Consider the following 12,222-nt stretch of genomic DNA (forward strand, 5'->3'; position numbering starts at 1 on the left):
ATTTCTTGCCTTATTAACTTGATAAAAACGATTAAAAATCAATTTTTGTTCTTCTTTTGAGATACCAATACCTGTATCAATGATTTTAATAATAGCTTCTTTTTTATTAGTCTCTAAAGATATAGTTACTTTTCCATTGTTGGAAGTATTTTGAATAGCATTAATAAGTAGATTAGTTATTAAACGATAAATTTGTTCTTCATTCCCTAAGATAAAAATATCGCTTTCTTTAGCTAAAAATTGAGATGATAAATTAATGTTATGTTGTAAAGCTAAATAAGCAAATTCTTCAATCAAATCAGAGATAATATCTCTTAAATTAATTTTTTTATCATATAATTTAGAAACTGAATTAATATTACTTTTATGGTTATCTAATTGATTAAGAATTAACAAATCATTGACTATAGTGATTAATCTTTGATTTTGTCGATAAACAGTTTTGATAGTTTCTTGACTGTCTTTAATCGTATAATTTTTACTCAATAAAATACTATCTAAAGTTGCTTTAGTTGCCGATAAAGGGGTGCGTAATTCGTGAGCAACATCAGCACTAAATTGAGATTTTTGCTGGTATGCTATAGATAAAGGTTGTATTGCTTTATCCGCTAAATAAAAACTAGCAATAATTATCGTCATTATTAATATAGGCAAACCTAATAATAGTAAAATTCTGATATTAGTTACATAGTTATCAAAATCTTCTAAACTTCTACCTATTTGTAAATATCCCCATTCTTTATTATTTTTAGTATGTAAAAGTATCGTCATTTTACGGTAACGAATCCCTTTTTTATCACGAAAAGTAATTAATTCTTGTTGAGATTTATTCAAGGGTAAAATATCAGTATCTATTCCCGCCGTAGCAATTAAATTTCCTGATAAATCAAAGAAGTGAAAGAAATAGTTTTCTTGTCTAATAAGCTGATTTTTTTCATATTTTCCTAAACATTTATCATCTAGTAAACATAAATCACTAATAATATTAGTAACGGTATCTTCTAGTTTATTTGGTTGTTTTAATAAAGGTTCAAAACTATTATGAAAAGTGCTAGTAACCGTTTTTAATTCCTCATTTATCGTCACATAATGAGCGTGTGCGATCGCCTCATAAACTAAAAAAGCACCAAGAGTTATCACTCCTGAAAAAATGGAGACATACCAACGAATTAACGATAATTTTGTCTGTTGAAAAAGGCTATTATTTTGCACAAAATATGTTACTAAATATTATTAATAAACAAGCCAAATTAGATTAATTTGAATTAGTATTTTTTGGCTGATTATCAAGCTGATTTTCTGCACAACAATTTGTGTTATTATTATTGTGCATCATCTCATGGTGTTCACATTTTTCAGCATTTTCACCCATAATCATTTCATGGTTATTGCCCATCATTTGATGGTTTTCATGATTCTGATGATTTTCATGATTATTGCTCATCATTTGATGATTTTCATTATTGATACATCTTCCTTGATTTTCAGTAGTTTCTTTATTTGTTTCCGTTGTTTGACTTAGTGCATAATTAGTTGGTAATGCAAAATTGAATGCTACGGCACTAACTAATAAAAGAGTTAAGGACATTTTTTGAAGATTTTTCATAACTTTATTTCCTTTGATATTTATGAATAATTTGATCTTAACAATCAATTATGAAATTAGGATGAAATTGATTATTGTTAAGATTAAAAATGAGTAAGTATAATTAGGATAAGTTAGGATAAAATTTAATAGTTTTTATAAGTATTAAATACTTTGGTATTTCCCTGATTATTAAAACTGGAGACAATAAAAGGTTGTTTTATTTTATCAGATTCCATCCCTGGACTACCAATGGGCATTCCAGCAACGGCTAAACCTTTTATATTAGTGGGTTTTTGGCTTAAAAAACGTTTAATATCATCGGCTGGAATATGCCCTTCCATCACATAACCGTTAATAATAGCAGTATGACAAGATTCTAACTGTGAGGGTAAATTGTTTTTCCGTTTAATCGCCTCCATCTCATCAGTTTTGATGTCTGTCACCTCGAAACCTTGTTTTTTCAGATGAGAAATCCATTGTCCACAACATCCGCAAGATGGGCTACGATAGACGGTAATCTTTTTACTGCCGTTATAGTTAACAGTAGATTTATCCCAAACACTGGCAGTTATGGCTTTATTTTCGTGATTTTCGTGATTTTCATGGGCATAACTAGGTATATTGAAGGAAAAAGCGATACTGCTAATAATCGTTATCGTTATTATCCCTGTCAAGTTTCTCAATAATCTTGTTTGTCTCATAATCATTCCTCTATTTCTATCTTTATTAGACATCTACAAAAACACAAGCAAGATGCCTGTTTTACGGTAAAAAATTATCATTTTTATCAGAAGTCTATTTTTATTATCTAAAAAGAATATGAAATTAGGATGAAAATTATTTAATTCCTAAACGATAACCCAAACCATATACCGTTTCAATTAAATTATCATAACCATATTGCCCTAATTTTTTTCTTAAAAGACGAATTTGTGCAGCAACAACATTACTAATAGTTTCTGCCCCTACTTCCCATAATTGATATAATAATTGATCTCTAGTTATAATTTGTTGAGGATGTTTCATAAAACATTCTAGTAAATTAAACTCTTTATTAGTCAAGGAAATAACGATTAATTCTCCTGTTTTTTCTTGAATTTTTAGGGTATAATCTTGAGAGTCTAAAATTAGATTATTTACCTGTAATTGTGATGGTTGAAAAAGAGGCAATCGTCGTGATAAAGCTCTAATTCTTGCTAATAATTCTATCATATCAAAAGGCTTAATTAAATAGTCATCTGCACCGGCATCTAAACCAGTTACTTTATCTATCATGGAATCTTTGGCGGTTAACATTAACACAGGTAAAGGATTATTTTTCTTTCTTAAAAATTTAATAATTTCAATACCTGATAGAGTAGGTAATAGCCAATCAATGATAGCTAAATCATAGTGAATAAAATGATCATCTAAATAATTACTAGCCTCTTTGCCATCTAAAACCCAATCAACAATATAGTTATTTTGAGTCAAAGTTTTTTTAATTGCTAAACCTAAATCTGACTCATCTTCTACTAATAAAATACGCATTTTTTTGAATAATAAACAATTATTTTAAATAAGTTTAAATAAGTTTTAAATTAGCTATTAGTGGACAAATTTCTTTTGTTTTTTTATAAGTTACATTTAGATTATTTATTCTCCAAGTTTCTCGATAGTTTTCCAATTCAGCTTTAAAAGAAATCATTTGTTTAATTTGTGTTGTTAATTCTTCAATTTTTTTATCCAATAGATTTTGTACTAATTCACAAGGTGGTTTCCCGTAATTACGAACCTCAATAATTTGTCTAATTTCTTCTAAAGAAAATCCCAAAGATTGAGCTTTTTTAATAAATTGAACAACTTTAACCGCATCTAATTCATAATATCTATAACCATTTTCTCTTCGCTGTATAGGTTGAAGAAGGTTTAAAGTTTCATAATATCGTAAAGTGCCAACAGAAACTCTTGTTTGTTTAGCTATTTCACCTATTTTTAAAAGATTTTCACCACTCATATTAATTACCTCAAATTATAAATTTACATCAAACTCAAAAAAAATTTTACTTGCCCCTTGACTCTCTAGTTAACTAGAGAGTTTATCATAGATACATCAACTAAACAAACTTTTTCAAATAATTAAATCAGAAAAATAAGTACTCTTTTTGAGCTTAAATTCATAATTTATAGTCTTATATTGATTTTTTATTTGTTTTTTCTTATTCATTAATTAAACATGAGGAAATAAAGATGGCAACAATTGAAGTAAATACAAAAGTAAGATTGTATAGGATGTCAATGGCAGAACATGAATGCCCTTGGGGTTTAAAAGCAATTAATTTACTCAAAGAGGCGGGGATTGTTTTTGAAGACATAAAATTGACTAGCCAAGAGGAAGTGGATTTATTCAAAGCTAAATATAATGTAACTACGACTCCACAAATATTTTTCAACGACGATCGCATTGGCGGTTATACTGATTTAGCTCATTATTTTCGGGTAACACCACAAAAAGCGGATTATTCCTATACTCCTGTTATTGCTTTATTTTCTACAGCAGGTTTAGTCAGTTTAGCTACCTCTTTAGGAATGACTGGTTTTATGGGGGTTTCTCTATCCATGTTAGCATCATTAAAATTAATGGATATTAATGCTTTTGCTGAAAGTTTCGCTAAATATGATCTCATTTGTCAACGTTTCAAACCCTATGGGAAAATTTATCCCTTTCTCGAATCGATGATTGGATTAGGTTTATTATCAGGAATTGTGCCCTTAGTGACTGGTATTAGTGCGCTTGGATTAGGTATTAGTGGTGCTATTTCGGTATTTAAAGCGGTTTATATTGATAAACTTGAATTAAATTGTGCTTGTGTTGGCGGTAATTCTAAAGCACCTTTGGGGGTTGTTAGTTTTGCGGAAAATGCTATCATGGCGATTATGGGAGCTAGTTTAATTTTTTCTAATGTTTCCGTAACTATCTTGAATCAACAACAATCTCTATCTCCATTAAGTACTATTATTGTTCAAAAAAAGTAGTATTAAAAAATAATATTATAACTAGGGGTTGTCTCATAGTATTTTGATGAAGGTAGGGAAGAGGGTTATCATTTCATTCTCATTTCATATTTATTGTGCAGTATAGGATTAGCAATCATTTTATATCCAGTTAAACTGCCAATTAGTCATGATAGAGAATCTTAATTTTAGTAGAAGGAATTTTCTGCAACTTACGGGAGGCATTGCCAGTAGTTGGGTTTTGCATCAAATTTTACCTGCATCCGCTAAAAATATCAATCTCAATAGCTACTTAGAAGGAGATGTCATTGACTTAGTGATAGCAGAAACAAAAGTTAACATCGAGGATCGAACCGCTCAAGGTAAATTAGTAAATAGTAGCTTACCTTCCCCTACCATCAGACTGAAAGAAGGGCAAAACGTGAGGATAAACGTTACTAATAAACTGAAGGGCGATACTTCGATTCATTGGCATGGTTTAAGCTTACCGGCAAATATGGACGGAGTGCCGGGGGTAAGTGTTTGGGGGATAAAACCAAAGGAAGCCTTTACTTATCAGTTTCCTGTTAACCAAAGTGGCACTTACTGGTATCATAGTCATAGCAATATGCAAGAAGCATTAGGGATGTATGGTGCTATTATCATTGATCCTTTTGAGCCTGAATTAATAGACTACGATCAAGACTATGTTATAATTCTGTCGGCTTGGAGTTTTGAGAATCCCCATGCCATTCTCGCCAATTTGAAAAAGATGCCCACTTATTATAACTATCAAAGACGCACCATTGCTAATTTAGCAGAGGATTGGCAATGGAAACAAATGCGGATGGATTCTGCGGATATTGCTGATGTGACAGGGGCAACTTATACCTATTTGATGAATGGTAAAACCAGTAATGATAATTGGACTGGTATCTTTAACAAAGGTGATAAAGTTAGACTAAGAATCATCAACGCTTCTGCCATGACATTTTTCGATGTAAGAATCCCTAACCTATCCATGACAATCATACAAGCAGACGGGCAGAATGTGCAACCAGTGACAGTAGATGAAATAAGGATAGGGGTAGCAGAAACTTATGATGTGATAGTTAAACCAGATAGCCAAGAGGCTTATACTATATTTGCAGAGACGATTGATCGAAGTGGCTATGTTAGAGGTACACTAGGGATAAAAGAAGGATTATCTGCGGAAATTCCTGCTCGTAGAGAACGCCCATTGCGTACAATGGATGATATGGGAATGGATTATAATGCTCATAGTGATCATAATAATCACTCAGCAGAATCAAGTCAAGACCACAGCAGTCATAATTCCCCATCATCTAATCATGACAATCATCAAAACTCATCCTCAGATCATAGTAATCATAATCAGCATCAAGATCATGATATGTCGAATATGAGTCACAGTGATCATAATAATCATAATATGTCCAATATGGATCATAGTGAGCATAATAACCATGACATGAGTGAGAAAGAAACCTTAGACTTTTCATGGCAACCGAGGGGAGAAGATAATAACGGTATCGGTAACGCCGCAACCCCAATGATGGTTAAAAATCGTTTAAATGAAGCTGGAGTTGGCTTAGAAAATGCACAACATCGAGTGTTAGTTTATACCGATTTAAAGAGTTTAAAACCCTTAAAAAATAGAAGAAAACCAGACAGAGAAATAACCCTATATTTAACAGGAAATATGGAGCGTTATATGTGGTCATTCAATGGCAAAAAATACTCAGAAGAAAAAGAAATAGACTTCTATTATGGAGAGAGAATAAGACTAACATTTATCAATTATACCATGATGGAACACCCCATACATTTACACGGAATGTGGATGGAATTAGTCAACGGAAATGGAGATTATCAACCTCGAAAACACACTATTATTGTCAAACCTGCGGAGAAATTATCAACAGAAATTGACGTTGATGCTAAGGGAAAATGGGCATTTCATTGCCATTTAATGTATCACATGGATGTCGGGATGTTTCGCACCATTAACGTTATTTCCTAAAAAATAATGGAATAATTTAAAAACCCTTTTATTCTTCTCTTCTTCTTTTTAACTCTTTTTTTTCCTCTTTTTATCTTTGCGCCTTTGTGCCTTTGCGTGAAAAACATTTCCAGATATTATTTTGCACATCAAAAGTCTTTTAGTAGGGTGGGCATTGCCCACAAATATCCCCTAATTTTACCTCTAAAGAGGTAAAAACCTTATTAAAAAATTTAATTAATTATATCAATGTTATCCTTTAAATATAGTAAATTTTTAGTTCGGTCTGCAAAGCAGTGCCTTTGGCGTTCGAGCCTAATATCTTTCTTTATTCTTATCCTATTTTCTCCGCAAATTAAAGCAGAAGAAATCAATAAAAATATCTTCAAAAAACCTCTTAATACTAATACGTTTAAACAAGAAAATAATGCTCAAGAAAAAGAACTCTTTTTTCAAGACTTTAAACATAAACAATACTTAACTCAAGAAAAAAACTTTACCTTTGCCCAACATAATCATAACCAAGAAAATGATTTTGGTGAGCCTATCCATGATAATCAAATTTATCATAAAATCCTCTTTGATCAATTAGAATATCAAGTTAATGATAGTCAGAATATTTTTAATTGGGATATTCAAGGATGGGTTGGGGGAGACTATCAAAAGTTATGGGTAAAAAGCGAAGGAGATGTGAGTTTAGATGATGGAAATGGCGAAGCTGAATTACAACTTTTATATAGTAAACAAATTTCTCCTTATTTTGATTTACAAGCTGGTTTAAGATACGATCAACTCTATGGAGATAAGGGAAATAGTAGAGGTTTTGCTGTTATTGGCATTGAAGGATTAGCCACTTATTTTTTTGAAATTGATAGTGCTTTATTTATTAGTCATCAAGGAGATATTTCCGCAAGATTAAAAGCTGAATATGAGTTATTACTATCTCAAAGATTAATTTTACAACCGAAAATAGAAACTAATTTAGCCATCCAAGAAGTAGAAGAATTTGGTATCGGTAGCGGTATTAATAATTTGGAATTGAGTTTAAGATTACGCTATGAAATTAGTCGAGAATTTGCACCTTATATTGGTGTTAGTTGGAATAAATTATTGGGCAATACTGCTAAGTTTGCTGAGGAAGAAGGAGAAAGTAGTGATGATTTAAAATTCTTAACTGGAGTGAGATTAATGTTTTAAGCTAACTTAGATAATCTGGGTAATAAAAAGTCATTAAATATGCTTTAATTTAATCTATTTTTTCATCCTAATTTCATTTTTGTTGTTCATAATTGTATTTAACAAATAAAAAATTGGAGAAAGTAAACAATGAAAAAATTTATCTTAACAGGATTAGTATCTGGAATAATGTTAGGCTCTTTATCTCCTAATATTTTAGCGGCAAATGTTCACAGTGGCAGTCATCCTTCTGCTTCTCAAATTCAAAATGCGACTCATCATTTTTCTTATGATGTGATAGGTAAATTTCCATTGGAAAGTTTAATAATTCAACTACCACAAGGTTTAACTATTAATGATGTTGAAATAGCAATGTCTAATGGAAATAAAATTAATACTCAAACCAATATTAGTGATGGTAAAGCCGTAGTAAATTTAGAACAAAAAATTAAACCTAATACGAGAATATATGTTAGTTTAAGGGGAGTAAAAACTAATGGTAAGCCTCATACATGGCAATACAGATTATCAGGAAAATTTGCGGGAATTAATCAAGAAATACCTCTTGGTTTAACTCAAGTGCGTACTTATTATTAATACATAAAAATTTCGATGTTTTGATGCGATATGACGATAACCGAATTTCTCTCCAAAAAGAAGCTGTCAATATCCTTGCCTCGTTAGTAAGTGCTAATAGTTTTGAGTTTTAAAGCACAAACAATTTGGAAGTATGACACTATCTTTAAATGTCTAGCTTGTGTGTTGAATATCAAGGTGCTGTATTGTCGATTAATTACCTATGACGTTTACTTTCTCCATCCTCAATCTCCTCTATTCATAAAATTTAAACAAAGTTCGATCTCACATAATCTTTACTGTCAAACTTACTAGGATTATATAATATATACTCAAGTCTATCCAGTGCCTTACTTATTAATTTATTTAATTTAGTATCAAACTCTATAAATATCGTTTTTTGCCATAACTTCAAAGTCTTAGTCAATATCTCTAACTGTAACCATTTTCAGTGGTCAGCTTTAAGGTATAGTAAGATTTACAGATTTATTTTTTTATCTTTAATTCTTCACGAATGATTTAGGATTGTTATAGTAGTTAATAATTCTGAAACTCTTATTATTTCTAAATTCTTCGGGCAATGGGCAATGGGCAATGGGCAATGGTAAAATCTTCATTCTAAATTCTAAATTCTAAATTTTTCCCGTGTAATCATTAAAATAGATTGGGGTTTATGATTAATCAAATTTTCAGCAAAAAAAAAGATTCTAGTTATACTATTCGTTGGCATCAGAAAATCGCAGAAATTCCACAATCAGCATGGGATGCTATGGCATTACCCCTTTCTACTCCTTTCTTAGAATGGGAATGGTTACATAACCTTGAGACTTCGGGTAGTGTAAAACCTTCTACTGGGTGGCAACCATGTCATCTAACGGTTTGGCATGAACATAATTTAATTGCCGCTACGCCATTATATCTTAAAGGTCATAGTTACGGCGAATTTGTTTTTGATCATCAATGGGCAGATTTGGCTTATCGTTTAAATATTGAGTATTATCCCAAATTATTGGGGATGACTCCTTTTACTCCGGCGGTAGGTTATCGTTTTTTGATTGCTGAAGGAGAAGACGAATTAAATATAACAGAAATGATGGTAAATGCTATCGATAATTTTTGTTTGAAAAATAAACTTTCTAGTTGTAACTTTTTGTTTGTAGCTCCGCAATGGCAACCCATTATTTCTCAATTTGGTTTTACTGGTTGGATGCACCATAGTTATATTTGGAGTAATAAAAATTTTAGTAGTTTTGAAGATTATTTACAAATATTTAACTCTAATCAAAGGAAAAATATTAAACAAGAAAGAAAAGCTGTTGCAAAGGCAGGATTAATTACAAAAAATTTAGTAGGTGACGAAATTCCTCATTATTTTTACCCTTATATTTATAAGTTTTATAGTCACACTTGTGATAAATTTTACTGGGGAAGTAAGTATCTCACAAAACAGTTTTTTGAGCAACTTTACCCTAATTATAAACATAGGTTAATGCTAGTCACAGCCTATAGAGAAAATGATAAGCATACTCCTGTTGGAATGTCTTTTTGTCTGCGAAAAGGAGAGAATTTGTATGGGAGATATTGGGGAAGTTTAGCCGAATTTAACTGTCTTCATTTTGAGACTTGTTACTATAAACCTATCCAATGGGCTATAAGTGAAAGTATCCAAATGTATGATCCCGGTGCTGGAGGCACACACAAACGTCGTCGAGGTTTTCCTGCTACTCCTAACTATAGTATGCACCGTTTTTATAACTCAAGAATGAATAGTATTTTAAATCATTATATTGATGAAATAAATTTAGGTACAGAAGAAGAAATAAGAGCAATAAATAATGATTTACCTTTTACAAAAAAAGAGATTAATTTAAGAATTAAGAATTAATAATTATGGGCGGATACTGATTTTATCACAATTTACTACTGCTTATTTGTTTTTTAAAACCTCTAACGATAAAATTCTCTTGCAGATAACAGCTAAATCCTAGTAGAATGGAAAGTTGCTGAATAAATTAAGTATTTATTAATTAATAGGAGATAATTATTATGGCTCGTGTATGTCAATTAACTGGGAAAAGGGCTAATAACGGTTTTGCTGTTTCTCACTCTCATCGCCGTACCAAAAGGTTACAACACGCTAATTTACAAGATAAAAAAATTTGGTGGGCTGAAGCTAACTCTTTTGTCAAATTACGTCTTTGCACTAAAGCCTTAAAAACTTTAGATAGAAAAGGGTTGAGTGCTATGGCAAAAGAGGCAGGTATTGATTTAAAACAATATAAGTGCTAATTTTTTACTTAGACTATAGTTAACAAGTTATATGTAGTTCGGTTAAAATTTATGTTTAAAACTCTCCCAAAGGAGCAAAGTCGCAAAGTTTTATTATAAGTCTTTTTCCGAACTTCTCGTTTCCGTTTTTACATTTTCTCTCTGTTATATAAAACCTACCCTCAGCAAAATATTTTTTTCAGAATCCTAAATTAAACTGAGTCTCTATCTACACTACCGAAAAATACAGGTTCAACTCTTATACAAACTATATTTGCTGGACGCACTACCATATACTCTCCTTGTATATTTTTAATAGGCACATTGATAAAGTCTTTAGAGTCAGCTTTAGGCACTAATTCCCCACTGTACCATTTTTGAAACTCTTGAATTGTAGGAAAACGTACTTCTTCTCGATGACCATTACTAATGAGTATATGTACGGTATATTCGTCGGGTTTTCTCGCCATGAAAAATAATCCTTCCCATAAATTGAATTTCTCTTCATTATTTTTGCATAATTAGGGCAACCTACATAATAAGTCTTTTTTTTATTATCTGATTTTAATTGATTAATTTTGTTAATCTGTAAAGGTAAAATTTAAGTACTCATGCAAAATTAATTGTATAGGGGCAATTTAGGCAAGGAGTTTAAACCCCTTGTTACCCATTGTTACCATAGTTTCAGAAAAATAAAGGGCATCAATTAATTTTACTCACTCACTTATCTTCAATTTCATGACTATTAAAACTAAATCAGAAATTATCTCTCATTTTCTCTCTCCAGCTATTAAATTTTGGTTGCGATCGCAATTACAATATGTAGAAGATTTAAACATAGAAATTCATGCTGGAGATAAACAAATTTTAACGGGAAAAATTAATAAAGTTTCACTACAAACCACGAAAGCAGTTTATCAAGATATTCATATTAGTCAAGCCTCTGTTTCCACAGAAAATATTGCCATAAATTTAGGCGGAATCTTAAGAGGAAAACCTTTAAAATTATTACAACCAATATTTGTCAATGGTGAGTTAATTTTAACGTTAAATGATATACAAACTTCTCTTAATTCGTCATTGTTAAGTCAAGGTTTAGTGGATTTAGTTAAACTCTTATTAGCACATCAAGCTATAGAAAATTATCAGAATATTTTAGCACTTTATAAATTTAACTGGCACAATATTGTTTTAGATGATGATCAATTTATTTTAAAGGCAATTTTAACCGATAATCATGGACAAAAAACTGATTTAATATTAACTTCTACTTTAACGTTAAAAAACGATCATACTTTATTATTTAATCCTATTAAAATTGACACTATTCCTAGTTTAGATACTATTATAATTAAAAATTTTGAAGTAGATTTAGGTAATGATGTGGAATTAAAACAACTAACTTTAAATGCTGATAAATTATTTTGTCTTGGTAAAATCAAAGTAGTCAGTTAATCATTAGGAATTAGGAATTAGGAATTAGGAATTAGGAATTAGGGCAATAGGCAATGGTTAAATTCTAAATTCTCAATATTACTTATTATTTATGAAAATCCCAAATTTAACTAAAATTATTAATCAATTACCCTTACAAACTGTTTTAGTTACTTCCTTTGTT

General features: G+C 30.7%; 13 protein-coding genes. 7 read left to right on the forward strand and 6 right to left on the reverse strand.

All coding sequences use genetic code 11. The features are described from left to right. The 5 genes from rppB to FWJ34_RS14115 form a co-directional block, all read right to left on the reverse strand. Positions 1–1,212 (reverse strand): two-component system sensor histidine kinase RppB (gene rppB, locus FWJ34_RS14095; protein ID WP_308255968.1); only part of this gene is annotated, 1,212 nt, incomplete at its 3' end. Between the two features lie 43 nt (positions 1,213–1,255). After that, a complete protein-coding gene (locus FWJ34_RS14100) occupies positions 1,256–1,606 on the reverse strand; it encodes a hypothetical protein (RefSeq protein WP_308255969.1) in 351 nt (116 codons plus the stop codon). Between the two features lie 125 nt (positions 1,607–1,731). After that, the gene (locus FWJ34_RS14105) at positions 1,732–2,289 is read right to left on the reverse strand and encodes a DUF411 domain-containing protein (protein WP_308255970.1); all 558 of its coding nucleotides are present in this window, start codon (positions 2,287–2,289) and stop codon (positions 1,732–1,734) included. Positions 2,290–2,425: 136 nt separating this feature from the next. Further along, positions 2,426–3,118 (reverse strand): two-component system response regulator RppA, encoded by a 693-nt coding sequence (gene rppA, locus FWJ34_RS14110; RefSeq protein ID WP_308255972.1) that lies wholly within the window; start codon positions 3,116–3,118, stop codon positions 2,426–2,428. Between the two features lie 34 nt (positions 3,119–3,152). Continuing rightward, positions 3,153–3,584, reverse strand: a complete 432-nt coding sequence (locus FWJ34_RS14115) for a heavy metal-responsive transcriptional regulator (RefSeq protein WP_308255973.1) — start codon at positions 3,582–3,584, stop codon at positions 3,153–3,155. 233 nt (positions 3,585–3,817) lie between these two features. Here FWJ34_RS14115 and FWJ34_RS14120 point away from each other — a divergent pair, with 233 nt between their 5' ends. From FWJ34_RS14120 to rpmB, 6 genes are all read left to right on the forward strand, one after another. Further along, positions 3,818–4,603 carry a glutaredoxin gene (locus FWJ34_RS14120; protein ID WP_308255974.1) on the forward strand — a complete coding sequence of 262 codons (786 nt, stop codon included), beginning with the start codon at positions 3,818–3,820 and terminating at the stop codon, positions 4,601–4,603. 148 nt (positions 4,604–4,751) lie between these two features. Continuing rightward, positions 4,752–6,605 (forward strand): copper resistance system multicopper oxidase, encoded by a 1,854-nt coding sequence (locus tag FWJ34_RS14125; protein WP_308255975.1) that lies wholly within the window; start codon positions 4,752–4,754, stop codon positions 6,603–6,605. 228 nt (positions 6,606–6,833) lie between these two features. Beyond that, the gene (locus FWJ34_RS14130) at positions 6,834–7,781 is read left to right on the forward strand and encodes a copper resistance protein B (RefSeq protein WP_308255976.1); all 948 of its coding nucleotides are present in this window, start codon (positions 6,834–6,836) and stop codon (positions 7,779–7,781) included. A 129-nt stretch (positions 7,782–7,910) separates the two neighbouring features. Next, positions 7,911–8,357 carry a hypothetical protein gene (locus FWJ34_RS14135; RefSeq protein WP_308255977.1) on the forward strand — a complete coding sequence of 149 codons (447 nt, stop codon included), beginning with the start codon at positions 7,911–7,913 and terminating at the stop codon, positions 8,355–8,357. A 652-nt stretch (positions 8,358–9,009) separates the two neighbouring features. Beyond that, entirely contained in the window at positions 9,010–10,221 is a 1,212-nt protein-coding gene (locus FWJ34_RS14140; RefSeq protein ID WP_308255978.1) for a GNAT family N-acetyltransferase, read from the forward strand. Between the two features lie 161 nt (positions 10,222–10,382). Further along, entirely contained in the window at positions 10,383–10,625 is a 243-nt protein-coding gene (gene rpmB, locus FWJ34_RS14145) for a 50S ribosomal protein L28 (protein ID WP_308255979.1), read from the forward strand. Between the two features lie 191 nt (positions 10,626–10,816). Here rpmB and FWJ34_RS14150 read toward each other — a convergent pair whose 3' ends face one another. Beyond that, on the reverse strand, positions 10,817–11,074 hold the full coding sequence (locus FWJ34_RS14150) for a hypothetical protein (protein WP_308255980.1): 258 nt from the start codon (positions 11,072–11,074) through the stop codon (positions 10,817–10,819). A 268-nt stretch (positions 11,075–11,342) separates the two neighbouring features. Here FWJ34_RS14150 and FWJ34_RS14155 point away from each other — a divergent pair, with 268 nt between their 5' ends. Further along, on the forward strand, positions 11,343–12,059 hold the full coding sequence (locus FWJ34_RS14155; protein ID WP_308255981.1) for a DUF2993 domain-containing protein: 717 nt from the start codon (positions 11,343–11,345) through the stop codon (positions 12,057–12,059). Positions 12,060–12,222: the final 163 nt, after the last annotated feature.

The sequence above is a fragment of the Geminocystis sp. GBBB08 genome (genome assembly GCF_016743215.1).
Lineage (GTDB): Bacteria > Cyanobacteriota > Cyanobacteriia > Cyanobacteriales > Cyanobacteriaceae > Geminocystis.

Bases quoted from the DNA above. Each gene is read 5' to 3' on its own strand.
- FWJ34_RS14120 (WP_308255974.1), top strand. From the start codon at position 3,818: ATGGCAACAATTGAAGTAAATACAAAAGTAAGATTGTATAGGATGTCA.
- FWJ34_RS14135 (WP_308255977.1), top strand. From the start codon at position 7,911: ATGAAAAAATTTATCTTAACAGGATTAGTATCTGGAATAATGTTAGGC.
- FWJ34_RS14115 (WP_308255973.1), bottom strand. From the start codon at position 3,584: ATGAGTGGTGAAAATCTTTTAAAAATAGGTGAAATAGCTAAACAAACA.
- FWJ34_RS14105 (WP_308255970.1), bottom strand. From the start codon at position 2,289: ATGAGACAAACAAGATTATTGAGAAACTTGACAGGGATAATAACGATA.
- rppA (WP_308255972.1), bottom strand. From the start codon at position 3,118: ATGCGTATTTTATTAGTAGAAGATGAGTCAGATTTAGGTTTAGCAATT.
- FWJ34_RS14130 (WP_308255976.1), top strand. From the start codon at position 6,834: ATGTTATCCTTTAAATATAGTAAATTTTTAGTTCGGTCTGCAAAGCAG.
- FWJ34_RS14155 (WP_308255981.1), top strand. From the start codon at position 11,343: ATGACTATTAAAACTAAATCAGAAATTATCTCTCATTTTCTCTCTCCA.
- FWJ34_RS14125 (WP_308255975.1), top strand. From the start codon at position 4,752: ATGATAGAGAATCTTAATTTTAGTAGAAGGAATTTTCTGCAACTTACG.
- FWJ34_RS14100 (WP_308255969.1), bottom strand. From the start codon at position 1,606: ATGAAAAATCTTCAAAAAATGTCCTTAACTCTTTTATTAGTTAGTGCC.
- rpmB (WP_308255979.1), top strand. From the start codon at position 10,383: ATGGCTCGTGTATGTCAATTAACTGGGAAAAGGGCTAATAACGGTTTT.
- FWJ34_RS14150 (WP_308255980.1), bottom strand. From the start codon at position 11,074: ATGGCGAGAAAACCCGACGAATATACCGTACATATACTCATTAGTAAT.
- FWJ34_RS14140 (WP_308255978.1), top strand. From the start codon at position 9,010: ATGATTAATCAAATTTTCAGCAAAAAAAAAGATTCTAGTTATACTATT.